Source organism: Sphingomonas asaccharolytica NBRC 15499 (assembly GCF_001598355.1).
GTDB classification, from domain to species: Bacteria; Pseudomonadota; Alphaproteobacteria; order Sphingomonadales; family Sphingomonadaceae; genus Sphingomonas; species Sphingomonas asaccharolytica.
The window spans coordinates 22,999-48,698 of record NZ_BCYU01000002.1; the positions used below are offsets into that span (position 1 = coordinate 22,999).

At 63.6% G+C, this 25,700-nt stretch carries 31 protein-coding genes; 23 read left to right on the plus strand and 8 right to left on the minus strand.

Annotated features, from left to right (window positions below; translation table 11 throughout):
- Positions 1-17: 17 nt before the first annotated feature.
- From SAS01S_RS00670 to SAS01S_RS00685, 5 genes are read left to right on the plus strand one after another with little or no spacing between them, the layout of a single operon-like run.
- Complete coding sequence (locus SAS01S_RS00670; RefSeq protein WP_066803281.1) at positions 18-218, plus strand: hypothetical protein; 201 nt, start codon at positions 18-20, stop codon at positions 216-218.
- Positions 215-784 carry a dATP/dGTP diphosphohydrolase domain-containing protein gene (locus tag SAS01S_RS00675; RefSeq protein WP_066803284.1) on the plus strand — a complete coding sequence of 190 codons (570 nt, stop codon included), beginning with the start codon at positions 215-217 and terminating at the stop codon, positions 782-784. The genes SAS01S_RS00670 and SAS01S_RS00675 overlap by 4 nt, the downstream gene beginning before the upstream one ends.
- Positions 781-957: a hypothetical protein gene (locus SAS01S_RS22330; protein ID WP_157082608.1), complete on the plus strand. Its 177-nt coding sequence runs from the start codon at positions 781-783 to the stop codon at positions 955-957. The genes SAS01S_RS00675 and SAS01S_RS22330 overlap by 4 nt, the downstream gene beginning before the upstream one ends.
- A complete protein-coding gene (locus SAS01S_RS00680) occupies positions 947-1,204 on the plus strand; it encodes a hypothetical protein (protein WP_066803287.1) in 258 nt (85 codons plus the stop codon). Before SAS01S_RS22330 ends, SAS01S_RS00680 begins: the two co-directional genes overlap by 11 nt.
- 11 nt (positions 1,205-1,215) lie before the next feature.
- A complete protein-coding gene (locus SAS01S_RS00685) occupies positions 1,216-1,518 on the plus strand; it encodes a hypothetical protein (RefSeq protein ID WP_157082609.1) in 303 nt (100 codons plus the stop codon).
- Positions 1,519-1,783: 265 nt separating this feature from the next.
- Here SAS01S_RS00685 and SAS01S_RS00690 read toward each other — a convergent pair whose 3' ends face one another.
- Positions 1,784-1,963, minus strand: a complete 180-nt coding sequence (locus SAS01S_RS00690; protein ID WP_157082610.1) for a hypothetical protein — start codon at positions 1,961-1,963, stop codon at positions 1,784-1,786.
- Positions 1,964-2,815: 852 nt separating this feature from the next.
- On the opposite strand from SAS01S_RS00690, the gene SAS01S_RS00700 reads away from it, so the two are divergent.
- A complete protein-coding gene (locus SAS01S_RS00700; protein WP_218016224.1) occupies positions 2,816-3,382 on the plus strand; it encodes a hypothetical protein in 567 nt (188 codons plus the stop codon).
- A 51-nt stretch (positions 3,383-3,433) separates the two neighbouring features.
- Here SAS01S_RS00700 and SAS01S_RS23220 read toward each other — a convergent pair whose 3' ends face one another.
- Positions 3,434-4,015 carry an SOS response-associated peptidase family protein gene (locus tag SAS01S_RS23220; RefSeq protein ID WP_281179301.1) on the minus strand — a complete coding sequence of 194 codons (582 nt, stop codon included), beginning with the start codon at positions 4,013-4,015 and terminating at the stop codon, positions 3,434-3,436.
- Here SAS01S_RS23220 and SAS01S_RS00710 point away from each other — a divergent pair.
- Complete coding sequence (locus SAS01S_RS00710) at positions 4,014-4,637, plus strand: SOS response-associated peptidase (RefSeq protein WP_066803302.1); 624 nt, start codon at positions 4,014-4,016, stop codon at positions 4,635-4,637. The two genes, SAS01S_RS23220 and SAS01S_RS00710, sit on opposite strands and share 2 nt — an antisense overlap.
- Here SAS01S_RS00710 and SAS01S_RS00715 read toward each other — a convergent pair.
- The 6 genes from SAS01S_RS00715 to SAS01S_RS00740 all read right to left on the minus strand — a co-directional run bounded on the left by SAS01S_RS00715 (position 4,619) and on the right by SAS01S_RS00740 (position 7,877).
- Complete coding sequence (locus SAS01S_RS00715) at positions 4,619-4,906, minus strand: hypothetical protein (protein WP_066803305.1); 288 nt, start codon at positions 4,904-4,906, stop codon at positions 4,619-4,621. The genes SAS01S_RS00710 and SAS01S_RS00715 overlap by 19 nt on opposite strands.
- Positions 4,903-5,370 (minus strand): hypothetical protein, encoded by a 468-nt coding sequence (locus tag SAS01S_RS00720; protein WP_066803308.1) that lies wholly within the window; start codon positions 5,368-5,370, stop codon positions 4,903-4,905. Before SAS01S_RS00720 ends, SAS01S_RS00715 begins: the two co-directional genes overlap by 4 nt.
- Before the next feature lie 79 nt (positions 5,371-5,449).
- Entirely contained in the window at positions 5,450-5,698 is a 249-nt protein-coding gene (locus SAS01S_RS00725) for a hypothetical protein (protein ID WP_066803310.1), read from the minus strand.
- Positions 5,695-6,294, minus strand: coding sequence for a SprT-like domain-containing protein (locus SAS01S_RS00730; protein ID WP_066803312.1), 600 nt, complete (start codon positions 6,292-6,294; stop codon positions 5,695-5,697). The genes SAS01S_RS00725 and SAS01S_RS00730 overlap by 4 nt, the downstream gene beginning before the upstream one ends.
- 35 nt (positions 6,295-6,329) lie before the next feature.
- Complete coding sequence (locus SAS01S_RS00735; RefSeq protein WP_066803314.1) at positions 6,330-7,193, minus strand: hypothetical protein; 864 nt, start codon at positions 7,191-7,193, stop codon at positions 6,330-6,332.
- A 36-nt stretch (positions 7,194-7,229) separates the two neighbouring features.
- The gene (locus SAS01S_RS00740; protein WP_066803316.1) at positions 7,230-7,877 is read right to left on the minus strand and encodes a hypothetical protein; all 648 of its coding nucleotides are present in this window, start codon (positions 7,875-7,877) and stop codon (positions 7,230-7,232) included.
- A 385-nt stretch (positions 7,878-8,262) separates the two neighbouring features.
- Between SAS01S_RS00740 and SAS01S_RS00745 the strand changes: the two genes are divergently transcribed.
- The 16 genes from SAS01S_RS00745 to SAS01S_RS00825 all read left to right on the plus strand — a co-directional run bounded on the left by SAS01S_RS00745 (position 8,263) and on the right by SAS01S_RS00825 (position 25,700).
- Entirely contained in the window at positions 8,263-8,493 is a 231-nt protein-coding gene (locus SAS01S_RS00745; RefSeq protein ID WP_066803326.1) for a hypothetical protein, read from the plus strand.
- A gap of 847 nt (positions 8,494-9,340) precedes the next feature.
- Complete coding sequence (locus tag SAS01S_RS00750; protein WP_066803329.1) at positions 9,341-10,069, plus strand: tail fiber protein; 729 nt, start codon at positions 9,341-9,343, stop codon at positions 10,067-10,069.
- Positions 10,070-10,071: 2 nt separating this feature from the next.
- A complete protein-coding gene (locus SAS01S_RS00755) occupies positions 10,072-11,694 on the plus strand; it encodes a hypothetical protein (RefSeq protein ID WP_066803331.1) in 1,623 nt (540 codons plus the stop codon).
- Positions 11,695-12,684: 990 nt separating this feature from the next.
- Entirely contained in the window at positions 12,685-12,999 is a 315-nt protein-coding gene (locus SAS01S_RS00765; protein WP_066803337.1) for a hypothetical protein, read from the plus strand.
- Between the two features lie 7 nt (positions 13,000-13,006).
- Complete coding sequence (locus SAS01S_RS00770; protein WP_066803340.1) at positions 13,007-13,975, plus strand: hypothetical protein; 969 nt, start codon at positions 13,007-13,009, stop codon at positions 13,973-13,975.
- Between the two features lie 13 nt (positions 13,976-13,988).
- Entirely contained in the window at positions 13,989-14,912 is a 924-nt protein-coding gene (locus tag SAS01S_RS00775; protein ID WP_066803347.1) for a hypothetical protein, read from the plus strand.
- Positions 14,912-15,559: a hypothetical protein gene (locus SAS01S_RS00780; protein ID WP_066803350.1), complete on the plus strand. Its 648-nt coding sequence runs from the start codon at positions 14,912-14,914 to the stop codon at positions 15,557-15,559. Before SAS01S_RS00775 ends, SAS01S_RS00780 begins: the two co-directional genes overlap by 1 nt.
- Positions 15,560-15,561: 2 nt before the next feature.
- Positions 15,562-18,039, plus strand: coding sequence for a hypothetical protein (locus SAS01S_RS00785; protein ID WP_066803353.1), 2,478 nt, complete (start codon positions 15,562-15,564; stop codon positions 18,037-18,039).
- A 62-nt stretch (positions 18,040-18,101) separates the two neighbouring features.
- Positions 18,102-18,641, plus strand: a complete 540-nt coding sequence (locus SAS01S_RS00790) for a hypothetical protein (RefSeq protein ID WP_066803356.1) — start codon at positions 18,102-18,104, stop codon at positions 18,639-18,641.
- Complete coding sequence (locus tag SAS01S_RS00795; RefSeq protein ID WP_066803358.1) at positions 18,628-20,292, plus strand: terminase large subunit; 1,665 nt, start codon at positions 18,628-18,630, stop codon at positions 20,290-20,292. Before SAS01S_RS00790 ends, SAS01S_RS00795 begins: the two co-directional genes overlap by 14 nt.
- Positions 20,293-20,299: 7 nt before the next feature.
- Positions 20,300-22,345: a portal protein gene (locus SAS01S_RS00800; RefSeq protein ID WP_066803361.1), complete on the plus strand. Its 2,046-nt coding sequence runs from the start codon at positions 20,300-20,302 to the stop codon at positions 22,343-22,345.
- Positions 22,346-22,352: 7 nt separating this feature from the next.
- Positions 22,353-22,667, plus strand: a complete 315-nt coding sequence (locus SAS01S_RS00805; protein WP_066803364.1) for a hypothetical protein — start codon at positions 22,353-22,355, stop codon at positions 22,665-22,667.
- Between the two features lie 47 nt (positions 22,668-22,714).
- The gene (locus SAS01S_RS00810; protein WP_066803367.1) at positions 22,715-23,695 is read left to right on the plus strand and encodes a hypothetical protein; all 981 of its coding nucleotides are present in this window, start codon (positions 22,715-22,717) and stop codon (positions 23,693-23,695) included.
- 53 nt (positions 23,696-23,748) lie between these two features.
- Positions 23,749-24,651, plus strand: a complete 903-nt coding sequence (locus SAS01S_RS00815) for an SU10 major capsid protein (protein ID WP_066803370.1) — start codon at positions 23,749-23,751, stop codon at positions 24,649-24,651.
- 67 nt (positions 24,652-24,718) lie between these two features.
- Positions 24,719-25,084, plus strand: a complete 366-nt coding sequence (locus tag SAS01S_RS00820; RefSeq protein WP_066803373.1) for a general transcription factor IIH subunit 2 family protein — start codon at positions 24,719-24,721, stop codon at positions 25,082-25,084.
- A 4-nt stretch (positions 25,085-25,088) separates the two neighbouring features.
- Positions 25,089-25,700, plus strand: coding sequence for a phage adaptor protein (locus SAS01S_RS00825; protein ID WP_066803376.1), 612 nt, complete (start codon positions 25,089-25,091; stop codon positions 25,698-25,700).

Here is a 25,700-nt window from a genome sequence, read left to right on the forward strand (position 1 = left end):
CCCCAAAAGGAAACCCCATGGACGAATTAAACACGTTCCGTGGCACCGAGGTGCTGACGGACGAAGGGTACGACGCGCTCACCGTGACCAACATGGGGGACGGCGTGATTGCCCTGTCGCAGGTCGACGAAGAAGGCCAGCTCCACAACGTCATCATCAGCGAGAAGCAGGCCGCAGCGCTCCTCCCGTTCCTCCAGCAAGCGGTGGGCGGCCGATGATCGACACTACGCTACCTCTGGAGCTGGAGGACGGCACGCCCGCACAGTTTCATCATCTATCGGGCGAAGACCTCGCCGTCGATTTGCCGCCGGGTACGCGGGAACGGTTTGGCGATCCCCACGTCGATCACGGTACGCTGTTCCGCTCTAACGGGCGACCCGTGTACGCCCGCCGCCTGCCTCGTCTGCGGAATGTCGCTCCGGCCCCGATCGGACACAACGGCGGCCCGCCGCTAAACGAGCTTTCGCTCCCCGACGACGACGCAAAGCGTGGCGAGTACCCGATGGCCGATGGCCTGCTGGACTACTTCCCGAATGCTCTGGCCGAGGTCTCGAAAGTCTCGAAGATCGGCAACGACCAGCACAACCCCGGCGAGCCGATGCACTGGGCACGCGACAAGTCCACCGACCACCCGAACAAGATCATGCGGCACCTCGTGGACCGTGGGAAACTCGACGGGCGCGGCGTTCGCCATACCGCCCGCTTGGCCTGGCGTGCCCTCGCGTTACTCCAGGACGAACTGGAGGCCGCAGAAGGCCTGCCGAGATCGCGGGGGTCGAAATGATCCAGCATCTGAAAGCGTCAGCATTGCTGGCTGCCATCGGCGGCTTCTTGGCGCTATCGATCTACGCTCCGTGGCTGCCGGTTACGCTCCTGGTGATCGTACTGGCAGTGCTGGTCTACGGCCTGGCATACGCGGCGTTCAGTGCGGACGAAGGGGACACCCATGGGGTTTAGCCGCTTCGTCCCGATCGTCCTGCTGTCCCTCCTGGTCCTGTTGGTGTTCGGCCCGCCGATCGCGTGGGTCCTGGGGTGCCTGCTGGCCCTCGCCGGCACCTTTTCCACAGTCGTCGCCTTCTGGGCTTTGATCCTCTTCGCCGAGCGCTGGGTGGATGAGGGCTGGGAAGGGGCGTCCTACCTGGAAGCTCTTGAGCTGAGCCTCCGTGACATCGTGCTCGGCATCTGCCGGCTCGCCCACACCTGAAAGGAATGTCCGTGTTCCAGAATCTGTATCACCGCGCCATGGTGGCCTTCTACGGCCTGCTGGTGCCCACTGAAGACGCGATTGCCGGCGGCTTCAGCCGTCTGCAAAAGGGCATCTCGAAGGCCGAGGCTCGCGCTCAAGCGCACCTCACGGCCGAGATGAAACTCCGCGACGCCAGCTATGCCCGGCAAGAGGCTGCGCGGCGCCGTGAGATCGCCCAGCGCGATGCCAGCTACGGCCGCGACTCCGAGACCTTCTCGATCCTTGCCCGTGCTCAGCGCGTGTCAGGTCGCATCGCCGAGTTCCTCGCGTGACCGAAAGTCCCCTAGCCCCTCACCGGGCCGGGGGTTCTTTTTTCGACCACCGCCGCACGGCCGCAATGCGCCGATCGGCCGAGCTGGCCCAGACGATCCCGAGCGCCACAACGGCCACTGCAATCCACCCAAACAGACCCATGGGGAGCCTCCTATTCGCTGCCAGCGGCATAGGCCCAGGCAGTTACTGGAACGTTTCCGGCAAAGAGAAGGGGCCAAAGGTTTCCCCTCGACCCCTAAATGTCCTGGGCTGTCGCACCTGGCCCTACGCGGCCGCCAGCAGCTTCGTTAGATCGTCCTGGCTAACCGTTATCGACTGCACCCGGCCGTCGACCTCCTGGAACAGAACGAACATGCCACCGCCCATCCGTTCCGCGTGTCCCTCGTCCAAACCGATCCGCAGCGCATCTTCGGCGCCATCCGTCTCGACCCGCTCTTGCATCATGTACCTCAGCTCCTGCACTTCGACTCGACTCGGGTGTTCTTACTATGTTCCGAACGTGTAGGAAAATTCCTATGGTGTTTTGGAACAGGTTAACCTCGAAATTGAGCGACCCCACACCGGACCCACGCACGGCAGGGCCCCTGTTACCGGGGGGTGGAAACCTGCTTCACAGACAGGTCGGGGCTTTTAAGCCGAAGCTCTGGACATGGCGCACCGCCCCCGGATACATGATCCAGAGATGGACACGCCGCCAAGCGTGATCCGCAGGCCCTAGAGGCCCTCAGCGTCTTCCCGCGCCAACGGGGAGCCGCCTTATGTGAAGTCCGGGTTTCCACACCCATTGCCAGAATGCCCTATGTCGACTCGGCGATCAAGCTGGGATCGTTAAGAATTTCGCCCGATTCGGTGACGGCTCAATCGGCGCCGGCTTGCATCCTTTTGTTCCCTATGCGTTCTACTGGGGCCATGCGACTCCCGCCGACTCTCCGCGATCTCCACGCCAACGACTGGTCGCTCCGGGTTTGGTGCTTCAAGTGCGCGCGTGGCTCTGTGGTCGAGCCGCCGCCCTGGGAGGACTTCCAGGCCCGTGGGTGGCCGCTAGACCTGGAGAGGGCGGCCAGGCGCTTTCGGTGCCGGCTGTGCCGATCGTCCGCGTCGGTGATGTTGCTGCCGGCCTCAAAGCCGAAGCCGCCACCCCCGAAGCCCGAGGATGACGGCTGGTTTGCGATCCCGACGAACAGCCAGCTCGTCAGCCGGTTCTTTCATCTGACCCGTTCTATCTCTAAGAAGAAGCGAAATAGTCGACGTTGATACGCCAGGGGGGCCGGGTTGCTAATTTTTTTCCAAATCTTAGTGACTGTGCTTCTTTCGGGTCTTGTTTCAGGCATCCTGCTGTTCGCACTACAAGAGCGTCGAGAAAGGAACGCTCTGCTGCTCTCCAAAGCAGAAGCTGCCGTAGAGGCCTACGTTGCTTGGGCCGATAGTGTGTTGGCGTGGCCGCAGGCGCATTTCGACATTTTTACGCCTTACCTCGATCAAAGGGCGCCAGCCAGAGACAACCTTAAACGCGTCTGGACCGAAGCAAATAGGACCGGAGCGCGGGCCCAGATGCTGATCCATATCTACCTTCCGGAGCAAACAGGCGCGATCTCCTCGCTGATCTTGGCTTACCAGGCGTGGCTCGCAACATCCACGGAACTGCAAAACCAATCGCTACGAGGCGCCCCGCCGCCCGATAACCTCGGCGACATCATAGGTGCAGCGGGGACGGCTATTATTGCCGGAATCAAAACCGCCCAGCTCTATGGCGCAGCACGCAGCTTGGTCCACTCGCCGTTCCTCGTTGATCGCGCTCGATTTAGGAGGAAGGCGAAGGGGGTCGTCCAGGCTAACGTTGCACCACCCGCTAAGCAGAGCTGATACACCGGCTCCCGCATCGCTGACCCTACGCTTTGTGGTTCACCGCCGGCCTTACAGGGCGAGCGTTGGTTGTCTCGCCTCCGAGCCAAGTTTATCGATTAGGAAAATATGAGCCGGCGGCGTCGCCAGCAACTCGTTTTCAGGCACCGTCCGATCGAGCCAGTCCATCACCTGGTGGCGACGGATGATCGCGCCATGCCGCTCCTGATACCGAGAAACTTCTGGATTTGCGGCAACGGTGATGATGCGAAACGAAAGCGGCCAGTCTCCCATCGCTGGCTCCCAAATGCCGGCCAAGTAGAAGAAATTGCCGTCCTCTAGGTGCACGCGGTACTGCTTGCGGTCGACCTTCATATGAAACTCGGAGGCCGGAATCAGGCAGCGAAAGCCGGGAAAACTCTTTCCTTCAGATCTAACGAATCGATACTCAATTCCGTTGCCGAACCGCGGGTCGGAACCCCAATGCGCGTTGACCAATTCCTTTCTTCCAGGTTCGTTCGGTTTACATCGGATGATAGGCCGAAGACTGCCTTCGCGGGCGTCCGAGTCGAAGGGTGTAGCGGCGGAGTTCACGTTAAGAACATAATAGGAACGACGGCTAGACGCAAGGTGAAGGAACAGGGCTGCCCGCATGTGCAATGACTATCGCCAGGAAGTCGAGATCGCTTCGATCATGGAGGACTTCGACGACCTTGAAATAAACATCGAGACGCCGGAAGGCGTGCCCGAGGACGCGCCCCGCGCCGACATCAAAATGACTGACGTCGCGCCGATTGTGCGCACCGCAAACAGGGACCCAGGGAACCGCAGAGCGGTCGGTGAACTGGTCAATCGGCGCTGGAGCTGGCCCGGTGCGCGAGGCAAACCCGTCTACAACTTCCGCTCCGAGAGTCGCGCGTTCACGTCAGGCCGGTGCCTAATTGTCGCGGACGGTTTCTACGAGTTCACCGATCCGCTGCCTGGGGAGAAGCGTAAGACCAAGTGGCTCTTTACGCTGAAGGATCATCCCTGGTTCTGCATCGCGGGTATCTGGCGGGCGCACCCAGAGGTCGGCGAGGCATTCACCATGCTGACCATGGACGCGGGCGAAGACATCGCGCCCTACCATCACCGGCAGATCGTCCCGCTAGCCCCCGAGCAGTGGGCGGCCTGGCTCGATCCGACCGTGCCGGCGAAGGAGGTCCTGCGTTACCTGCCCGCCGGCAGCCTGCCCGCAGTGCGCGTATATCCGCCGGCTCAGCCAGAAGCCGCTTGAGCGCTCCGATTTGACGCGGCGCTGGCGTTGCGTGCCAGCAGCTCGGTCATATAGTCCGATAGGGCCTTTGCGGTGCCCAGGGCGTCGTCCCGGTCGCCCGTATAGCTGGCCGTCTGCTCGGCATGGTTTCGGCGATGCCAGTGGCTCCAGCTCGGCTGGGCTGCGGCAATGCTGTCGAGCTTATAGGAGACGCGATACTCCCCCTCGAACTTCGCGATTGTCATGTGCGGCAAGGCCCGCACGGCTGCGAATAATTCCTTGTCGGTCACTGCCGGGCTCCCTCAAGTGCCCTGGCGGCGTCGACGTGTTCCCGCAAGCGGCTAAAGACGTGATCGGTCAGGTTGATTGTCCGCCGGAGATCGGCGCGGCCGATGGCTTCCTCAATGTCGCAATCATGTGCGACCTGGAGGGCTCGGCCGTAGTTCTCGTGATAATGGAGGGGCTTGGCTCCGGCCGGGGCCGCGTGTACACTCGCGTCAACCTCAGCGGGCTTGAGCTGGCCTTCGGGCTTGCCGCTGTGGCCAGGGCTGCCGGTGTCGTGAGAAGCGCCGGACAGCCCGTCCGATTGTTGCTCGCACGCGCCGACTTTGTGGGCGTTAAGGAAGCCCAGGAGGCTGGCCTTGTCCACCGGCACTTCGGACAGCTCCCATGTTCCCCCCTCGGCTTTCGCTAGGGCCTTGGCGTCGTCCTGGGTTCCCGCCCAGGAGCCGCGAGTGGTGACGTAAAGTCGCATCAATCTATCTCCTTCGTGATGGCCTGGGGCCATCCTCGGGGCCGGCGTGTCGCGGGGATCGCCTGGCCCTCCGGTGGCCTCAGGCGCGGCTCGCTGGTGGGAGGTAGAAGCCGCCGGGGTCGGAGACGCCCGCAAGGTCCTTCGCCCGCAGCATCAGCTGCAACCAGGCGTCATCCACCGACACGTTGTTAGGCAGGGGCTGGCTCTGCACCTTTGCGGAGAACATCCGCATTTTGGCGTAGAGCCGCTTGCGCTTGGCGGCCGGGAAACCGGGCATTGCCGTGTCCACCGCGCGACGCTCGGCCGCTATCAGCTCCTCCAGCGTCATGATTGCACCAGCTCGCCGTCGCAGGTTGGCACGGGGCAGCTAAGGGTCTGCTGGACGCCACCCTCTAGGCCCAGATGCTTCGCCGTCACCCGAGCAGTCCAGCCGCAGCAATCGCAAGTGACCTTCAGATACCGCGTGGTCTGAGTCTTCTTGCCGCCCTCTAGCTGGGCCTGGTCGTCGAGCTGGGCACCCGGCAGCGGTCCGAGCTTCTCCAGGATCGCATCGGCCCATTCGTGCCAGCCAGGCCCCGCCACGGTCGCGGTCATCTTGCCGACGAGCCCCAGTGCCTGGGCAACCTTGCGGAACTTGGGGCCGTGCCCCTGGCCCTTGCCGAGCGCCGCATGCACAAGCTCATGGGTTAGGACGTCGGCAACGCGGGCGCTATCGCTCTGCAGGCTGGGCCGAATGAAGACCTCTACCGCGTGGTCCTGGCTGGCCTCGCTGTACCAGCATTCCCCGATGACCTTGGACCGGTTGCCCTTGGAGGGGAAACCCACCGAGACGCGGACGCGGTCGGGCAGGGGGGCGCCTGCGGCCTCGAACTGCGGCCGGGCCAGGTCCGTGAAGGCCAGAAGCCAGCCCTCGCGGGTCGTCACTGCAGGCGCAGCGAGGGGCGGGAGAACGGGGGCGTTCACGCTGCCACCTCCAGAGAGGCCGCACGGGCCAGCGTGAGCCGGTCCAGCGCCTCGCAGGCCTTGAGGTACTCGGGGTCATCGCAGAGGGCCCAGGCGTCAGCATTGAGGCCCCGCTCGGCGCTAATGCGCTCCCTGATCATCTGTTGACGCTGCCAGCGATCGAGCCCGACCTTGGCGAAGGCGGCGAGCACCTCCGGGGTGGTCTCGAAGTATGCCGCCAAGCCATATTGCAACACGTGCGCAAAGGCTTCGCCGCGAGTGCTGAAAGACCCAGGGAACGCGGCGCCGGCTAGGTGCACCTTGTACAGCCCGGACCGATCGGGAGCGATCGACGCGGCGGCGCCGGTGGCCGCGTGGGTCAGGTAGAGATCGCGGTTCCCGCAGGCTTGGAGAGACTGCGAGGCCCGGCGGACCTTCCAGCCGTGGCCTTTTGGCGCTTGCTGGCGCTCCACTGGCTTGGCCGGCACCGCTTCCGCATCGGCCGGCGGGTTCCTGAATGCCGAACCGTCAGCCGCCGCCCGGAAGCCGCGTTGCAGCTTCTCGATTAGGTCGATCATGCTTGAAGGCAGCGAGGTCGCCTTGAGCCCGTGATATGCGTTTACGCTCACCCAGGCACCACGGACGCCAGCAAGGGGCCTAGCGGCGTTATGCCAGTGGATCAGCGGCGCCTCGCTCCCGTTGGAGGCATCCAGCGATACGCTGGCCTCCAGGCCTTCCCCGGCTAGGTTGACAAAGAGGCAGCGCCCGAGGCCCTCGCGGACCTCCACGGCCACCCCGAGAGGCTCAAGGGCCTTGCGGATGTCGGCGGCCATTCGTTCCCGATCGGCCTTGCGGGTCAGGTAGATTACTTGGGTCAACATGGTGTTTTCCTTCTGCGGAATGTCAGTATTTGCGGACTATTTGGACGCGACTTCGCCGGCCCCGAAGAGCACAGCCAGGAACGCAGGGAGCCGATCGGCGCCTACGATGCTCAGTCGGTCCAGGTAGAGCCCACCGTCCGAGTTCAACCGGCCCATGAGGTTCACACCGTCCTTGACTACGTAGACGGGGGCCTCCCACTTGTTCACGCCTTCGGGAATGCGAATGTCCAGGAAGGGAAACGCCGCCGTGAGGGCAGCCGCATGGCGCTCCAGGTTTTCGCGATCGGTGTTCATGGTCGCCAGCTTCGCACGGGCAGCGGCAACGGACTCGGCGGCTGGATCGAGCACACGGCGCTTCAGGTCCGCCGCGAGCTTCTCGATGCCCTTGCCGGTGTCTGCCTTGGCCGCTGGCCACTCGACATCGTATAGCGTGCCGGTCAGGCGGGTGATCGTCGGGGCGCCGGTGTAGACGCGGATGCCACCCGCCTTCTGGTCATTGGCGGTAACCGTCACGACAAGGTCGTCCATCACAATGCGACCGATGCCCCACGAGCCCGGTTCGCACTCGCCCAGGGTGGCGCCCCAGGTCTCAGCAAGGGCCTTAGCGACCGCTGCGACGTCCACATACGGGTCGCGGCGGGTGTCTTCGGGGGTGACGATGAAGGGATTTGCGGGGGTGGTCATGGTCTCTTTTCCTTGGCGCTTCGATTTGCTATTTCGGAGAGGCCCCCTCCCGGTTCTCTTGCCGGTTCGGGGGTTGGCGCTAGAGCTTCCTAAGAAGCCCTAGGAGGGCGGCGGCTAGATTGAGCCCTACCGTCGCCCAGACCGCCCAGCGGATGATCCGCCTTTCGGTCCAATGACGCTTCATTGCGTCCCTCTCAGAGCCGGGAAGGTCCCGGTGACCAGATGCCGACTGTCAGCATCTGCGGACTATATTGCACACGTGTACACGGTCCGCAATAGCAGACTGTCAGAAAATGCAGTGCTCTTGCAGATTTCTCGGAGTGAGTCTTTCAGGCCACACCGGGACCGGCTAGGGTCGGCGTGACGGCAGCGGGAGAATTAAGCGATGGCGACCGAACAGATAGCGATGGGCGTAGAGCTGCTGGGCTTTGCGCAGGCGGCTAAAGACCGGGGACGGTCGGTCTTCCTCGTGCTCAAGTGTCACTCTGCGGCCCTTGACGTGAAGAAAGCCGAGGTCGTCGGGATCAACCTTGCGCGGGTTGAGCTTGATGTCCGCGAGGAGATCATTTGGTTCATCGCGTTGGATCAGATCGCGGCTGTTACCGTGAGGGACTGAAGGGCCTGCCGGTCCCACGGTCACACTTAACCGAATGGTTGAGTATCCCGGACCGCGACACTCCGGCCTGAATGTCTACCAGGCTCGGCAATGGCATGCCGCAATCGGCCGCAATCCCCCACAATCTTAGGCACGATGGGGGACGCGCGTGTTCCAGCATCCAGTGACAAACCGCAGATTCCTGCGGGTCTCGGCAGGGTGGGGGACGGCCGGAGTGGGGGAATAGCCCGCTTGGGTCCCTCCCGGCGACAGGACGGGAGCCCGTTCGGTTGTGGCAAATCATGGCTCGAAACTGGCGGCTTCGCTCGACGCGCCCTGCGGCCGCTCGGACCTCAGTAACGCCGCGGTTTCCCTGGAGAATCTTGCGGGATCATGCAGCCCGGCGGGGACGATTGCGGAGCCGGAACGACCACCCTATTATTTCTCGGGTCCCATTGGGTCCCATCCGGCCCATTCGGGACCCATATGTGTCAGCAAGGCTTCCCTATTTCCGAGGCCCGCTGCTCGATCGCTACGGGGTCCCTTTGGGTCCCTCCTGGTCATTTGGGCTCCCGCCATAACTCACTGATACTACGCGCTTTCCAGCAGAAGACCGCATTAGTGCGACCATAAGCACAACTGCCAGCATCTGCGGATTGTCTGCTGATGCCGACAGGTCCCTTAAAGCCCCTAAAGGGTCGATATAGGTAGTTCAGTAGAGTCGATATTGGAGACCCTTTAGGGACCCTAAGACTCCAAAGTCCCAACGATGCTCGCCTTGATGCGGGCCTTCCCGAAATCACCACCATAATCATCGGCGTCCGTTCCTCGGTCCGCCTATCGGCGCCTTGTGCGCCTGAGGAACCCTATGTCCCTTGAGACCGCCCAGTACATCCACCAACTCAACCCATCGAACCCGTCCGGCGCCGATCGGCTGAAGGAGGGTGACGACCACATTCGCATGCTCAAGGCCGTCCTGAAGGCGACCTTCCCCGGCATCACCGGTCCTCTCGGGACCAGCGTGACCCAGGACTTCCTCAACGGCCTCGCCGGCTCTCTGGTCCCGACCGGGGCCATCATGCTGTGGCACGGAGCCGCGACTGACTGTCCGGACGGCTGGGCTATCTGCGACGGCAGCTCAGCCCCCAAGAGCGACGGCACCGGCAACGTCACCACTCCGGACATGCGGAACCGCGTGCCTGTTGGTGCCTCGGCGACCCACGCGGTCACCACGCCGTTCGGCCAGACCAGCCAGACCGTCACATCCGCAGCGGCCGGCGGGCACACGCCGACTGGCAGCCTGCCAGGCCACACCCACGAGGCCGCCGGACTGACGGCCACCGCCGCTTCGTCTCCGGCCGGCGTCACTCTCAATTTTCACAACCAGACGACCTACGCGGGCGGCGGGTCCCAGACGGGCATCCACGACGCTACGATCTCCGATCCTGGCCACAGCCACGGAATCACCGTGAGCGGCCACACGGCCAGCTCTGGCGCAGCTACGATCTCACTAAACCCGGTCGATGCCCACAGCCATGCGGTGACGGTCGACGTCACCCAGCCGTCTCTCGCGGTCCACTTCATCATCAAGGTCTGACTTTGCCCACCATCCCGGTCCGCCGGCTCGGCGCCGCCGGGATCGTGACGGACATGAACCCCGCCGACCTTGAGGACCCAAGCGTCTTCACGGCCGGCGTCAACGTGCGCTTTCGCAACGGTCGCGTCTCCCGCGGCCCGATCCCTCGAACTGTCCACACGCTCGACTTCGAGCCCGGCCATGCCCTCGCGATTCCCCCGAGTTCCGGTGGGTACGACGAGGTCGTTATGGTCGCGGCAGATTTCTCCGCGGTGAAGCGCCTCAACGGCGACACGCTGGAGGATCTAACCCCGGCGGGGCAGGAGGCAGCCAGCGAGGGTACACCGATCACGAGCTGCTTCCTGGGCGGCGTGTCCTACATCAACCGCGACACCCACGCCCCGATCTACAAGGCCCCAGGCGACAGCGCGTACCAGACGCTGCCTGCATGGCCTGACGGCTATCGCTGCAAGGTCCTGCGTTCCTACAAGGACCAGCTGATCGCCCTCGGGGTGACGAAGGCCGGCGCCTACTACCCAACCATGGTCAAATGGTCGGACCTGTCGTCCTTCGGTGCCCCTCCGGGATCGTGGGACCCGACCAGCACCACCAACTCGGCCGGTGAGAACATCGTCAACGAGATGCAACACACGATCGTCGACGGGCTAGCCCTCCGAAACAGCTTCATCATCTACTGCACCAACTCGGTGTGGCAGATGGACTACGTCGGCGGCGACTTCATCTACCAGTTCACAAAGCTCTTCGATGAGAGCGGCGTAATCAGTCCCAACTGCGTGGTCCAAGTCGGTGGCCAGCACTTCGTGTTCGACCGCAACGACATTTACGTCCACGACGGCGTCCAGCCGCGCTCGATCGCCGACGCCAAGGTCCGAGAGTTCGTCTTCGACGCGCTAGACACGGCGCGATCCTACCTCTGCTTCGTCAGCCACGATGCGCGTCTCAGCGAGATTCGCTTCTGCTACCCATCGAGCGACCGCCTGGTGGGTTGGCACAATCCGACGACCGGGTGCAATCGCGCCGCCGTATTCAACTATGCCAACGGCACGTGGACCTTCTACGACCTTCCGAACGTCACTGGCGCCTGTCGGTCCGCGCTCATCTCCGGCAACAGCTGGGAGACGGACCAAGAGGTCCTTTGGGACGACGCGCAGGGCCTCTTCCTCTCCTCGGAGGGCGACGAGAGCCAGCATATGCTGTTCGCGGGCCGCTCCGACGCCTCAATGGGCCTTTCGGCCGCTCGGCTCTACGGTTTCGACCTTATCACCGGCGGCTCTCTGCCGCAGTCGATCGAGCCCGAGGCGGTCAAGCCGGCCTTCGTCGAACGTACAGGTCTCGACCTCGACAATCTTGGCAAGAATCTGACCCAGTACACCCATCTGCAGGCAATCTGGCCGCAGCTCAGCATTGAGAACCCGTCAGATGCCTATTGGCAGTTCGGGGCCAACGACTTGGTCAACACTGAGCCCACGTGGAGCGACGAGATGTCTTTCGATCCGCGATCGGAGGCGAAAATCGACATAAACGAGGCCGGCAAATACCTCGCATATCGCTTCGGTGTGCGCGGGACGGGCGACTTCCAGCTATCGGGCTTCGACGTCCAGCTGGTAATCCGCGGGAGGCGCTGATGATCGACGAAACCGCGCTAGCCGCGGTCCGCGACCGCATCAAGAAGCTCCTGCCATATCGTCGGCAAGTGAGGCCGGCAGCGCCAACCTCGTTTCCGCCTTTCGTCGACAACGAAATGCAACGGGTCAGCACGTCCACCTCGGACATCGTGGCGACCCTGCAGGCTCTCGACCCAATCTTGGCGGGGCTACCCGACCTGGGCGGCGGGGGGGTCGCCGAGGCCCCCGAAGACGGACAAACGTACGGCCGCAAGGACGGTGCCTGGTCCGAGATCGATGGCACTGTGGGCCCAGCGGGGCCGGAAGGTCCACAAGGTCCGGAAGGTCCACAAGGTCCACAAGGTCCGGAAGGTCCGGAAGGTCCCGAGGGTCCCGAGGGTCCCGAAGGTCCCGAAGGTCCCGAAGGTCCAGTAGGTCCAGCAGGTGCTAGCGGCTCCCTAACGCTAATCGACCAGGTTACTCTCGCGTCAGACGCTGCGTCCGTAGATTTTACGGCCATCCCGAACAGCTACACCGATCTAATGCTGATCGTACAGGCGCAGTCCTCGCTGTGTGGCGCTGCGAATATGCTGTCGATGCGCTTGAACGGGGATACCGGCAATAACTACGACTGGTACTGGACGGCTCGCTTCGGCTCCGGTGGTCCAGCCTTTGCTGCCACCAGTATGGTCCTTGGGGATATCCCCCCTACGGCCAGCTCCGGGACCGCGATTGGCTTAAGAGCGGCGACGGTAGAAATCTATGGATACGCCAGCGGCACCATACCGAAGCACGTCTCCGCGAATGGGATGCTGAGGTATGTTACTTCGTCTGGCTTCACACCTGACCTGTCCCACATCGACGCCGCCGGAACATGGCAGTTAACAGCCCCGGTCACGTCGCTCAGTCTCTTCGGAGCTAGCGGTAACCTGAAAGCAGGTACCGTCTGCACCCTGTACGGACGCGGCGGCTCGTAGTCATAACCTCTGTCTCGATCTCCGGGAGGACCTAATGGAAGTCCCGGAGTCGGACCACCAGCTCAAGGTGCCCGTCGTCCGCCGGCCCGTGTACACGTTGTACCTGGAGCAGGCGACGCCGCGGCACACCTTCATCCACTGCGACGTTCACGGCGTATGGACCCCGCGCGTCAAGCGCGACTTATGCTCCGATTGGCAGGCCCTTCGTGCTCTGCACGGCGGCCCCTTTTACGCCCTGCACGAGCCGGGCGACCGCAAGCATTCCAAGTTTCTCACCATGTTCGGCTTCCGCTGGGCTGCGTCGTTCACCGACCGCCGCGGGAACCGCATGGAAATACACACCTCTTAGGACTCCCATGGGCGACCTCTTCGGCGGCACCAGCAAGCAAACCACCAACCAGACGACGAACACGGGTCCGTCCCAGTTCCAGCTTCCATACCTCCAGAACGCGTTCAACAGCGCCCAAGGCGCCTACAACGCGAGTTCCGGCACACCGTATTACCAGGGCGAGACCTATGCCGGCATGTCGGACGACGCCAAGGCTGCCCTCTCATCACTGAAGGACTACGCGAGCGGCACCGGACTATCGACGGCCGGTACGCTCAGCTCCATCGGGTCCAACCTAGCGGGATATGCCGGCAAAGCCGGCGACACGCTCGACCAGTACCTTGCGACTGCCAACGAAGACCCGACGCAGGCGACGCTGTCCGCAGCCGGCCAATATGCGAACAACCCGTACCTCGATGCCCAAATCGATGCCAACGCCCGCGACGTAACGCGCAACCTCAACGAGAGCACACTACCCGCGATCGACCGCCAGGCCTCCGGGACCGGCAACATCAACAGCAGTCGAGCCGGCGTGGCCGAAGGCATCGCACGCCGCGGCGCCGAGGATCGTGTTGGCGACATCAGCGCCCAGCTGCGCGGCAACGCTTACAGCCAGGGCCTCTCCCTGGCCCTGCAGGACCGTTCCGAGAAGCTCGGAGCGCTCGGCAACGCCGCGTCAGCTTACTCGGGCCTGGCAGGGCAGGGCATTGGCGCTCTGCAAGCCGGAGCCCAGACGGGGTACGGTGCGTACAACCAAATCGCCCAGGCGGATGCCATGGACCAGGCCAACCGGCAAGGCCAGGATACCGCGAACTTCAATCAGTGGCAGGGCCAAGACCAACGCCCATGGGACCTGCTGAGCCGCTACTACAACATCGTCGGCGGCAATCAGTGGGGCCAGTCGGGCACCTCGTCGGGCACCACGACCACCAAGCAGAACAACGGACTGCTAACCAACCTCCTCGGCGTCGCCTCCACAGCCGCCGCCTTCATCTAAAGAAGCTCTCCCAATGTTGCCGCAATCTGCGTTCGACCAGCTAGTGGACGACTACAAGCGCCAGTATCCAAACGGCTACGTCCCCGACGCTCCGCCTGCCGCTGCTCCCGCGCCAGCCCCGATGGCTGCGCCGGCCGCTCCTCCGGTACAGGCCGCAGCCGGGCCCACGAGTCTTCCGGCCGCGCCGCCGTCCACGAAGGTCCCGGACCTCTGGGACAAAGCGCACCGCCGAGATACGCTTTTGGCGATCGGCACCGGCCTCCTGTCGGGCAGTAGCCTATGGGACGGCATCGGCAACGCCGGCAAGAACCTGTTTGGCCTCGATCGGGAGCTGCAGGCCCAGCGTCGCAAAGACGTTGCGTTTGGCGGCCCTGATGGTGCCTTTGAGGTCATCACCGACCCCACGACGGGTGAAAAGACCGTCCGCGAGGTTCCGCAGTTCCAGGACTATCTGGAGCGCAAGCGGACCAAGGCGAAGGACACTGCCGACATCAACGGCCGGGCCATGTATTCGCTCATGCAGCTCCCTGAGGACCAGCGGGCGCAGGCGTACGCCAGCATCCGAGCCAATCCGACCTATTACGGCGTCGACCCTTCGACCATGCCGGAGACCTACGACCCGAACTATGCCGCGATGACCTCTGGCATGGGCATGACTGTAAGCCAGGCTCTTACGCGCAAGAGGGCTGATGAAAGCGCCTCCGCACTCTCGGACTACCGGTCCCAGGTCCAGAACGATCGCGAACGGCGCACCGGAATTTACGCTGATCGGTCTGCCGCGACCACCCGCCAGGGTGATGCCCGACTGAGCCAAGGCGCCCAACGCATCGATATCTCCCGCACTAATGCGGCGCGGCGCAGCGCTGGAGGCGACAGCGACAAGTACGAATACCGCATCGGCCCCAACGGCCAAATCCAGAAGAGGCTGAAGCGATAATGGACCAAGACAACGACGGCTGGTCGGACGTTACCGACCCCCGAGAGATCAAGAAGCTAACGGGCGTCAAGGGCGTCCAGTCGATGCAGAAGCAAGCTCAGGGCGGTCCTGCCTCGGCCCAGGCCGGGGACGTGGATACGCCGGTTAAGCCCCCAACGGGGCAGGGGGCTCAAGCAGCATTCGCCAAGGTCGCTGCGGCTCGGACGATGCTAAAACAGCTCAACCGCGTCCGCTCCATGTACGATAAGAACATGACGGCTACCGGTCTCGCCGGCCTGCAGGATTACAACCCGTTCCGCCAAGAGAACCAAGAGTTCGACGGCGCCGTAGCGGCTATCCCGCTCCTGGCCCGCCAAGCTTTCCGCGTTGCCGGCTCCGGCGCCGATTCCGACCGCGAGCTGAAGCTCATCACCGACTCCCTGCCGAACCGGTGGGGCTTCATCGCCACCAACCGCGAACGCTTCAAGTCGCTCGATAACGTGCTGCGCGGCTTCATCACGAGCTACGGGCCGCTAGCGGGCTACAGCGGCGATCAAATCAAGCGCTTCTCCACGTCTGACACCTACGGCGCTCCCATGCCGCAGGCTCCTCCGGTTCGCCGGGCACCTCCGCCCGCGGCTGCGGGATGGAAGATCACCAGGAAATAGCAATGCCTCAGAAATACGAGGTCACCGGGCCTGATGGCGCCACCTACCTTGTAGAGGCGCCTGAAGGAGCGACTGAGGCCGACATCATCGGCCAGGTCCAGGCCGCAGCTGGCGGCACCAAGCCCCAGCGTATGTCTCCTGACGACGAGGCCGCCTATGTGGCCATGGCGCGGGACCCCAAAACGAAACCTGCAGACCTGCTAAAGTTCACGTCGGACCGGGGGTTCAACCTCAATCCTGCTGACGTCGACGCCTTTTACCGCGCCAAGTCGAAGAAGGGTGCCGAGGTCTCCGGCGGCATCCGCTACAACCTCCCAGCGGCCCCGCCCAAGCCCAAGAAGGATCGCCCGAATACCGGGCTCGAGAACACCAGCGCCACGGCCCAGGAGACTCTCGACGGTATCCTGCCCGGCTTCGGCCGAACCATGGCGGGCGTAGGCGGCGCGACGGGTAACACCATCGCAGCTCTTCTCGGACGTCGCGAATGGGACCCGATGGGTGCCTATGAGCACGAGTCTGGCCAATCTGACCTCGACCGTGGCCGCCTGGAGCAGGACAACCCTGCGCTGGCAAACACGGCCTATGGAACGGGCGTCGTGGGTGGCTTCCTGCTCCCTGAAGCTAAAGTCCTCAAGGGCGGCGGCATGCTCAAGGCTGCGGGCAACGGCGTCATCACCGGAGCTGGCTACGGTGCCTTGTCGGGGTTCATGAACCCTACCCGTGACGGTCGCCTGGCCAACGCAGAAAACGGCGCCATGTTCGGCGGCACCATCGGGGGCGTCGCGGCTCCTGCGGTTCGCGGCTTAGGCGCCATCGGCGGCGCCATCCGGCGCAACGTCCCTGGAGTCGACGAGGCTGCAACGTTCGTTGGCGACATCCCCCGTATGTTGTCTGGACGCGGTCGGACTCCCGGCAACGCTTCGGCCAATGCCCAGGCCGAGCGCATTCTCGGCGACCAGCTGCCCGGCAGCAACATCAGCACCGGCATGGGCGCCGGCGACGTTTCAGCAACCCCGGATGCCATCGCGGCCGAAGTGGCACGCAGGCAGTCCCATGGCGTCCCAGCCATGGCTGCAGACGTCACCGATAAGGGCCGACGCGTCACCGCATGGGCACTTAGCGGGAATGGTCCCATGGCCACTCGCGCCCGCAATACTCTGGCTCAGCGCCAGGCGCAGAGCGGGTCTCGTGTCCGTGCAGCGATCACGGGCGAGCTAGGTCCCGCAGTAGATCCGATTGCCGAAACGCAAGCGATCACCGAGCGGGCACGTGCGGCAGCTGGACCTGATTACCAAGCCGCCTACGCGCAAGGGTCCCCAGTGGTGATCACCGACGAACTATCGTCGTTGATGAGTCGCCCGGCTTTCCGGCAGGCGCTCCCGCAGGCCTACAATAACATCCTCAACCGCGGCGGCTCCCCGGAGGCCCTCGGCTTCCGCTTCATCCCGCATGGGACGGACGTAAGGCTGCCGCCGAACGCACCGCACGCTGTTACCCCCGAGGGCACTTTCGTGCTCGACCGGGCGCCGTCGTTCGAGGCGTTCGACCAGGTCGTGCGGACGTTGAACAAGGGTATCAAACGCAGCGACCTCACCGGCCGGCCGATCCTCGACAACGAGAGCGGCGGCATCAACGATGTCATGCAGAATCTCGACGGCTATCTGAAGCGCACGAACCCGGCATACGCCACCGCAAAGGGCAACTACGCGGACGAAATGGCCATCCGGGACGCGATGAATCGCGGCCAGGACATTGGCAAGCTCGGCGGTCCGGAAATATCCGAGCAGCTGCGCACGATGCCTCCTCATGCCCAAGAGGCATGGATGGCTGGAGCCCGTTCGTCGCTGGCTGACGACGCAATCAATGCGGGCCTGAAGCCCACGGCGAACGTGCCGCAGCGCATTCGCAGCCGCCTAGGCCTTTCCGGGGCTGGGGACCCAGCGCTGGGCGATACGCAGAAGCTACAGGCGATCGAGACGATGTCCGGCCGCCCTGGTGTGATCAATCGTCTCGACGATCGGCTGGAGAGCGAGGACCACGCATACAAGACGTTTGCCGAGACCTACGGCAACTCCAAGACTGCCGGCCGTCAGGCCATGGATGAGGCGATGTCGGGCGACAGCTCGGGCGCCGCGCTCAAGATCGGCCGCAAGCTCGCCACCGGCGATGTACTTGGCACGATCACTGACGTCCTGTTCCATGGCGGCTCTCGCGGCACCCTGCGGTTCAAGCGTGACGTCCAGGACCGGATTGCCGAGATCATGACCGCCACGAACCCCACGGACGTGCGCGGCCTGATGCAGGCGATTACCGATCGCGCCGAGAAGGACGACAACTTCCGGCGCCTTCTTAACCGTGCCGGTATCGGCCCCGCCAAGGTGGCCGCTCTGCAGGCCGCCGGCATGGACAACGCCGCGCCGCCGCTGGACGACAGCCAATACGACCCGCCGCAGGGCGTCGATTACGTCGACGGCCCCTGAGCAACTAACCGAAGCGCCGGGGGTGGATTTATCCGCTCCCGGTGACTTCCCAAGGATAGAACATGCCCACGAAGCCGACCGGTCGCCCCCGCGGCCGCCCGCCGGGTGTGAAGAACAAGCCCAAGTCAATCGAGGCGTTCGTGGTCGAGCAAATCAGCTCCCCGATCCCGCCGCCCCCGGCGCCGCCCAAGAAGGCCGCGCGGGGACCTTGGGCCAAAATGACCCCAGACGAGCGCAAGGCCTACAGCGCCAAGCTCGTCGCCGCCCGCAAGGGCAACCACCCGAACACCAACACCCCCGGCAAGCCCAGGGGCCTGACAGATAGCCAGTGGGCTGCGGTTCAGGCCGAGGCTGCCCGAGACGCAAAAAGGATCATCGCGAAGATGAAGGCAGCTGGTCAGCTCCCCGACGACCCACGGGCCGTCGAGGCCCTGGAGAAGGCCGTAAAGACGCTCCGCGAGTCGACGAGCGCCAAGGATGTGGCCGCTCTCGGCCGCCTGGTCCTCGACTTCACTAAGGCCAAGCCGGCCCAGAAGATCGAGGCGACCGTCCGGACCGCCGAAGACTTCCTAGACGAGATGGCAGAGGATGACGGAGCCTAAGACCGACGAGGTCGAGGCCCGCCGTAAGGCCACCCGAAAGCGCCTGTTGGAGGACTTCGAGTTCTACAGCCGCAAGGCGCTCAAAATCCGCACCAAGGACGCCAAGGTCGTCCCATTCAAGCTCAACCGGGCACAGCGCCGGCTGCTCGATGCCATCATCCAGCAATGGCAGGAAACCGGCCGCATCCGGGTCGTTATCCTGAAGGCACGCCAGCTCGGCTTCTCGACGCTGGTGGGCGGCTTCCTATATTGGTGGCTCAGCCAGCACCGTGCGACCAAGGGCATCGTCGTTACCCACCACGGGGACGCCACCCGCGCACTCTTCGACATGACGAAGCGCTATCATCTGAGCGTCCCCGACTTCTTGCGGCCCGCAACGGAACGGGCGAACGCCAAGGAGCTGAAGTTCTCCCGGCTCGATAGCGGCTACATGGTCGCGACGGCCGGCGCGGACACCATCGGCCGCGGCGAGACGCTGCAGGCCGCCCACCTTTCGGAGGTGGGCCTGTGGCCTAAGCTGAAAGCCAAGACGATCATGAACGGCCTGTTGCAGGCGGTCCCTGAAGAGGACGACACTTTCGTGTTCGTCGAGAGCACCGCTCGCGGCATGTCCGGGCCGTTCTACGAGGCCTGGAAGGCAGCCGAAGACGGCACCTCCGGCTTCCTGGCGTACTTCGCCCCCTGGTTTGAGGACGAAAAGTACCGCGGGCAGGTCCCTGACGGCTTCGAGCGCACGCTCGACGAGATCGAATACTGCGCCAAGGTCGCCGCGAAATACGGCGAGGACCTGGACGATGCCCAGCTCGTCTTTAGGAGGCAGAAAATCGCATTGGACGGCCCCGATCTGTTTAAGCAGGAATACCCGACGTTCCCGGAGGACGCCTTCCTGACCTCAGGCGCCCCGGTCTTCAACCTCGCTAAGCTGGCGGCCCGTGCCGAGCAGCTGCCCGAGATTAAGCACCGGATGGACTATGACCCGATCGAGCATGCCATTCTGCCCAACCCACGAGGACGGCTCCTGCTGTTCCGCGAGATCGAGCCGACGATGGAATACACCATCGGCGCGGACGTCTCGAAGGGGACCGGCGGAGAACAGGAGGGGTCGGAAGGGGACTGGTCGGTTGCGCAGGTCCTCGACAGGCACAAGCGGCAGGTCGCTGTTTGGCGGGGAAAGGTCGAGCCCGACTACCTGGCTGTCATCCTCTACCACCTCGGGCACCTCTTCAACGAAGCCCGCATGGGCATCGAGTTCAACAACCACGGCATCCTGCCCAATACGCTGCTCTACAAAACGGGCGTGCTGATCGGCGGGGAGCTGAAGACCTATCCGAATCTCTACACCCGTGAAGTCTACGACAAGCAGACCGAAGAGATGAGGGAAGAGCTGGGCTTCTACACCGACGTGAAGACCCGCCCGCTCATCATCGACGAGCTGCGCAAGGACGTCCGCGACGAGACCATTCTCCTCAACGATCCCACGACGATCGACGAGATGACCACTTTCGTCGCCGATCCCAAGAGCGGCAAAATCGAGGCCGAGGTGGGCTGCCACGACGACACCGTCATGGCGCTCGCCATCGCCAACCACATCCATGAAGGCTGCTGGACGCCGATCGCGTCCACCGATGACCTCTATTTCGAGATGATTTAGGAACCCCATGAAACTGAAGCCCCGCGTCCTCTCCGATGAGGACCTGGTGGGCGCGTGCGTCGCGAGGGCGGAACGTAGCTCCTCCTTCGTCGACAGCAACCTCAAGGCCGAGCGCCGCGAGGTCACGATGTACTACCAGGGCAAGAAGCCCTTTCCGCTCCGCGAGGGTGGCAGCAAGTTCGTCAGCCAGGACGTCTACGAGAGCGTCGAAGCGATCAAGGCCCAGCTGACCGAGGCGTATAGCGCCGGCAACAACATCGTGTCGTTCGCGCCCCAAAACGCTGACGACGTCGCCCTGGCCGAGCAGGCCACTGCTTATTGTGACTACGTGTTCTTCCGGCTCAACAAGGGCCTGGAGATTCACAACGGGGTCATCCACGACTCCGCCATCAATCGCCTCGGCATCGCGAAGGTCTACTGGGACAAGCGTGAGACATGCACGGGCTACACCTTCGACGGTGCAAGCCCTGAGGATGCCAACCAGCTAATCCAGGACCCGCAGGTCCGATTGACCTCCAAGCCTAAGGCGACAGTCGACCCCGCAACCAGCGCCGTCACGGTGTCCGGCGAGTTCGATCGTTGCGAGGACTCCAGCCAGATCGTCATCGACGTCATCCCTCCGGAAGAGTTCCTCGTCGATAGCCGGTTCCCCGACCGGTATAAGGCGCATCGCTCCCGCATGACGCTCGGCGAGCTGGTAGAGAACGGATACGACCCCGACATCGTGTACGGGATCACCGGCGACGAAGATGACCTCGCGCTCGACGAAGAGCGGCTGCTCCGCGACGATGACACGGTCGTAACGGGCCTGGATAACGACTCCGAGGACGAAGCCGGCCGCCTGGTCACTGTCCACGAGAGCTATATCCGCATCGACGCGGAGGGCACCGGCCGCCAGCAGCTCTGGAAAGTCGTTCACGTCGGGACCACCCTGCTCGACAAGCAGAAGGTCTCGGACCATCCCTTCGTCACATATTCGATGCTGCCCGAGCCACACAGCTTCTACGGCGGCAACTTCGCATCCCGCACGATCCAGCACGCGAACACGAAGACCACTCTGACCCGCGCGATCATCGAGCAGGCAGTGGAGGCGACCAATCCCAGATGGCAGGTTGCCCGAGGCGGCGTCGCTAACCCCCGCGAACTGATCGACAACCGCCGCGGCGGCATCGTCAACGTTCGTGACGTCGGCACTTCGGTGGCCCCGCTTCCGTCGACGCCGATCAACCCATTCGTCCTCCAGACGATCGGCATGGTCGACCAGACGCGCGAGGACACCACCGGCATCTCGCGGCTTTCCCAAGGCCTCGACAAGAAGGCTTTGTCCCACCAGAACAGCGCTGGCCTCGTCGAGCAGCTGACCAGCAACAGCCAGGTCCGGAGCAAGGTCATGGCGCGGCATTACGCCGTCCAGTTCCTCGCGCCGTTGTTCCTGAAAATCTATGCGATCGGGATCGAGCACGACCGGGACCGCATCCTGTCGATTGCCGGCAACTTCGTCGAGATCACGCCGCAAAAATGGCGGAGCCGTACGGACGTCACGGTCGACATGACCCTGGGGTACGACGAGCGCGATCAGCAGGCCCAGGAGCTGCTGTCCTTCGACAAGTACATGATCGAGCAACGCAGCCGCCTCTATGGCGAGCAGCAGCAGTACAACGTGCTGCGCAAGGTGCTTCTCGTGAAAGGCCACAAGAACGTCCAGGACTTCCTGGTCGATCCGAAGACCCTTCAGCCGCCCGCGCCCGATCCGAAGATGCAAGCCGAGGTGGCAAAGATCACTAAGGAGACCGAGGTCCTGGAAAGGGAGACCGCGCTTAAGGAGCAGAACGCCCAGCACAAGGTCTCCATGGATACCTTCGAGGCCCGCCTGAAGCAGCAGTTCCAGGCCGCGGACATCGACCTGAAGGGCCGCGACGCGGACCGGAAGGACCACGAGACGGCAAACCGCATCGACATCGCCCAGGCCGAGCTGGAGCTGGCAATCCACCAGACCCAAGTCGCGCCGCCGGCCAACGAGAAGGCTTCGGCCATCATCAGCCCGAACGGCTAAGGAGACCATGTCCGAAGTGCTACTCAGCGCCGAGGAGCAGGAAATCGTTGAAGAGGGGGACGCCGCGCGTGTCCTCCTCGACGACCCTGCATTCCTCCGCGCGATCGAAGCCGTCCGCCGCGAATGCGCCGACGCGATCCTACAGTCCGACCCGTCCGCCAAGCAGGAGAGGGAGGACGCCTACAACCTTTCGAGGGGCCTATCCGCCGTCACGCAGCGGCTGGTGGACCTCCAGGCCCGCGGGGAGTCCATCCTCGCTCAGGCCGAAACCCAGACCGTGCATCTCGACCAGGATAACCCCGTCGAGCCGGCCGACTACTGAAAGTACCTACCAACTTGTCTATCCCCACGGACGACAGCAACACCAGCATGACCGAGGACGCCGCGGTTGCGGCCCTCATCGACAGCTTCGAGCCGGCCCGTAAAGGCCCAGCTGCGAAGGGTGTCGGGAAGCCCGCCCCCGAAGACGCCGACCCGGACGAAGACGCTACCGTCGACGACCAGGACGAGGGCGAGGATGAAGACGGCGCCGAAGACTCCGATAACGAGTCCGACGATGACGACCAGGATGCCGCTGAAGACAGCCAGGACGACGAGGAAGCCGAAGACGAAGAGGACGACAAGTCCGGCGGGGCCGCTGAGGCTGCCGATGACCAAGTCGTCAAGGTGACTGTCAACGGCGAGACCCAAGAGTTCACCGTCGCGAGCCTCAAGCGTCTCGCCGGCCAAGAGGCCTCGCTGACCCGCAAGAGCCAGGAAGCCGATCTCGTCGGCGGCCGAGCTGCTGCGGCTCTCCAAGCGGCGATAGAAGCTTCGATGGAAGACCTCCAGCCGTATGCGGATGTCGACTGGCTTACCCTCCAGAACGAAATGGACCCCGAAGAGTTCGCCTGGCACCGCAAGAATGCCGCGCGGGCCGAGGGCCGCCACCGCAAGTTGATGGAGCAGGCCCAGGGCTTCGAGCAGGTCATGCAGCAGCGCAAGCAGGCCGATACGATCCGCCGGGCCGAAGAGGCCAGCGCTGTCCTCGCGAAGGACATGCCCGGCTGGGGTGACCAGCTCTATGGCGACATCATCAAGTATGGAGCGAGCCAGGGGCTCGACGAGGCTGACGTGGCCAACATCGTCGACGCCAACGTCATCAAGCTCCTCCACAAGGCGATGCTCCACGACCGCGGCCAGCAGGCAGCGGCCAAGAAGGTCACCGCTGCCCCCACCAAGGTCATCAAGCCCGGCTCGCGCGACGAAGCGCCGGCTAAGGCGGCAACCGTGAAGAAAGCCGTGGCTCGCCTGAGCAAGACCGGCAGCGACGCGGACGCGATGGCCGTTCTGATGGGCCGCTGGGCGTAAGCCCCGGTCCTCACCCCAACCCAACACCCACATAGAAGACCCAGAAAACACCCATGGCTACTTTCAAGACCTACGACTCGGTCGGCGCCAAGGAAGACGTCAGCGACGTCATCTCCATGCTCAACAAGCATGAAACCCCCTTCACCAGCTCGCTAAGCAGCCGCACGGTCTCGCAGAAGACCTACGAGTGGCAGGAAGACGAGCAGGAGGGCGGCCAGGACAACGCCCAGGTCGAAGGCTTCGACGCTACCGAGGAGGACTGCACGACCACCGAGATGCGGTCGAACACCACGCAGATTTTCTCGCGCACCATCAAACTGTCGGGCTCGGTCCAGGCGACCGACCACTATGGCCGCAAGGATGAGCTGGCCCGCCAGATCGTCAAGAAGGGCAAGGCCCTGAAGCTCGACCGCGAGCGTGCGTGCGTGGGCGTCGACCAGGCTTCGGTCCTCGGCTCCAACACGGTCGCCCGCCGGCATGCTTCGGTAAGCAAGCTGATCGACGCCGGAAACATCATCGCGAACGACGCTGTTGGCGCTCCGCTGAAGGAGACCACGCTCCGTACCGCGATCAAGAAGAACTATGACGAGGGCGGCAGCGCTCGTCGGTTCATGGTCGCTCCGTATGTTGCCGAGCAAACCGCCGAGTTCGCCGGCAACGCCACGCGCACTCGCCAGGTTACCGACAAGGCGGCCACCGAGATCGTGCACGTCGTGGACGTGTACACCACGGCGCTCGGCACGCTCACCGTCGAGACGAACCGCGAGATGAAGGTCGATTTCGGCCTGCTCTGGAACCCCGAGAACTGGAAGAGCGTCGTCCTCAAGGGCCGCGGCTGGTTCCGCGAGACCCTCGCCAAGACGGGCGACAACACGAAGATCATGCTGGCCGGCGAGTACGGTCTCCAGCACGACAACTTCAAGGCGTCGGTGCTCGTTACCGGCATCAGCGAGTAATCGCCGATTGAGACCCTCGGCCCTTAAACGGGGCCGGGGGTTTCCCTTTCCTCTAACCGAACACCGAATGACCACACCGTTTCGCTTCATCACCGCAGATGAAGACTTCGTACCCGATACTGTCGACGATGATTTCCGGATGACCGGTACGATCGTGTCGACCCAGAACATCCCGCAGAGCTTCTTGGACAAGGTCGCCAGTAAGCGTGACCTCCAGGACAAGCAGACCTTCTCGCAGCTCACGCGCGGCGACGAGATCGAGAAAATCCATCTCGCCCGTATCCCGGTCGCGGTAGTCAGCAAGTGGCATCGCGAGGGGTTCGACCTGTTCCATCTGATCGACTCCGGCGATCCCAACGCCAGCGCCATCATCCTCGCCAAGCTCCGAGCTGACGACATGGCGGCCTTCCAGACCACCTCAAAGAATTTCTGATCCAATGAGCTTCGGCAAACTCAAACGAGCGCTTCAGAGCCTCATCAACCGCAAAGACCTGACGGACGACCTTGCCGGAGACTTCATCAACCGCGCCGTCGACGAGATCGAGCGTCAGCTCCGCATCGGCCCCATGGAGGCCCTTCTCGAAGCTTCGAGCTGGGACGGCACAGCCAACAGCATCACGATCCCGCCCAACTACCTGCAGCTGATCGACATATTCACGGACGGCGGGACCCTGCGGCTGGTCGACAAGGACGCGTTCTTCTGCGCCTCCACCACAGGCCGGCCCCTTGTCTTCATGAAGACCGGCGCGAGCTGGCTGGTGAAGCCCAAGCCGGCCGCGGGAACGACCGTATTCGTCCAATATTACGCTGAGAGCCCGCCGCTCCAGGTCGACACCGATGAAAACGTCTGGACCAAAGCGTGCTTCAGCGCCGTCCTCTACACCGCAGCCTCCCTCGCTGCTGATCACTTCCAGATGGAGGACCAGTACGTCCAGCGCTTCGACGGCAAGGCTCAGGCCTTGGTGACGGCGATCGACGGCCAAAACTGGGACGAGAAGTGGAACGTGCCGCTCGCGATTGGCGCCCCCAAAGACATCGGAGAGTATTGA

Bases quoted from the DNA above. Each gene is read 5' to 3' on its own strand.
- SAS01S_RS00735 (WP_066803314.1), bottom strand. From the start codon at position 7,193: ATGTTGACCCAAGTAATCTACCTGACCCGCAAGGCCGATCGGGAACGA.
- SAS01S_RS00740 (WP_066803316.1), bottom strand. From the start codon at position 7,877: ATGACCACCCCCGCAAATCCCTTCATCGTCACCCCCGAAGACACCCGC.
- SAS01S_RS00745 (WP_066803326.1), top strand. From the start codon at position 8,263: ATGGCGACCGAACAGATAGCGATGGGCGTAGAGCTGCTGGGCTTTGCG.
- SAS01S_RS00680 (WP_066803287.1), top strand. From the start codon at position 947: ATGGGGTTTAGCCGCTTCGTCCCGATCGTCCTGCTGTCCCTCCTGGTC.
- SAS01S_RS00800 (WP_066803361.1), top strand. From the start codon at position 20,300: ATGAAACTGAAGCCCCGCGTCCTCTCCGATGAGGACCTGGTGGGCGCG.
- SAS01S_RS23220 (WP_281179301.1), bottom strand. From the start codon at position 4,015: ATGCGGGCAGCCCTGTTCCTTCACCTTGCGTCTAGCCGTCGTTCCTAT.
- SAS01S_RS22330 (WP_157082608.1), top strand. From the start codon at position 781: ATGATCCAGCATCTGAAAGCGTCAGCATTGCTGGCTGCCATCGGCGGC.
- SAS01S_RS00675 (WP_066803284.1), top strand. From the start codon at position 215: ATGATCGACACTACGCTACCTCTGGAGCTGGAGGACGGCACGCCCGCA.
- SAS01S_RS00725 (WP_066803310.1), bottom strand. From the start codon at position 5,698: ATGACGCTGGAGGAGCTGATAGCGGCCGAGCGTCGCGCGGTGGACACG.
- SAS01S_RS00825 (WP_066803376.1), top strand. From the start codon at position 25,089: ATGAGCTTCGGCAAACTCAAACGAGCGCTTCAGAGCCTCATCAACCGC.
- SAS01S_RS00750 (WP_066803329.1), top strand. From the start codon at position 9,341: ATGTCCCTTGAGACCGCCCAGTACATCCACCAACTCAACCCATCGAAC.
- SAS01S_RS00710 (WP_066803302.1), top strand. From the start codon at position 4,014: ATGTGCAATGACTATCGCCAGGAAGTCGAGATCGCTTCGATCATGGAG.
- SAS01S_RS00820 (WP_066803373.1), top strand. From the start codon at position 24,719: ATGACCACACCGTTTCGCTTCATCACCGCAGATGAAGACTTCGTACCC.
- SAS01S_RS00790 (WP_066803356.1), top strand. From the start codon at position 18,102: ATGCCCACGAAGCCGACCGGTCGCCCCCGCGGCCGCCCGCCGGGTGTG.
- SAS01S_RS00765 (WP_066803337.1), top strand. From the start codon at position 12,685: ATGGAAGTCCCGGAGTCGGACCACCAGCTCAAGGTGCCCGTCGTCCGC.
- SAS01S_RS00810 (WP_066803367.1), top strand. From the start codon at position 22,715: ATGACCGAGGACGCCGCGGTTGCGGCCCTCATCGACAGCTTCGAGCCG.
- SAS01S_RS00780 (WP_066803350.1), top strand. From the start codon at position 14,912: ATGGACCAAGACAACGACGGCTGGTCGGACGTTACCGACCCCCGAGAG.
- SAS01S_RS00785 (WP_066803353.1), top strand. From the start codon at position 15,562: ATGCCTCAGAAATACGAGGTCACCGGGCCTGATGGCGCCACCTACCTT.
- SAS01S_RS00720 (WP_066803308.1), bottom strand. From the start codon at position 5,370: ATGCGACTTTACGTCACCACTCGCGGCTCCTGGGCGGGAACCCAGGAC.
- SAS01S_RS00690 (WP_157082610.1), bottom strand. From the start codon at position 1,963: ATGATGCAAGAGCGGGTCGAGACGGATGGCGCCGAAGATGCGCTGCGG.
- SAS01S_RS00795 (WP_066803358.1), top strand. From the start codon at position 18,628: ATGACGGAGCCTAAGACCGACGAGGTCGAGGCCCGCCGTAAGGCCACC.
- SAS01S_RS00815 (WP_066803370.1), top strand. From the start codon at position 23,749: ATGGCTACTTTCAAGACCTACGACTCGGTCGGCGCCAAGGAAGACGTC.
- SAS01S_RS00805 (WP_066803364.1), top strand. From the start codon at position 22,353: ATGTCCGAAGTGCTACTCAGCGCCGAGGAGCAGGAAATCGTTGAAGAG.
- SAS01S_RS00775 (WP_066803347.1), top strand. From the start codon at position 13,989: ATGTTGCCGCAATCTGCGTTCGACCAGCTAGTGGACGACTACAAGCGC.
- SAS01S_RS00770 (WP_066803340.1), top strand. From the start codon at position 13,007: ATGGGCGACCTCTTCGGCGGCACCAGCAAGCAAACCACCAACCAGACG.
- SAS01S_RS00670 (WP_066803281.1), top strand. From the start codon at position 18: ATGGACGAATTAAACACGTTCCGTGGCACCGAGGTGCTGACGGACGAA.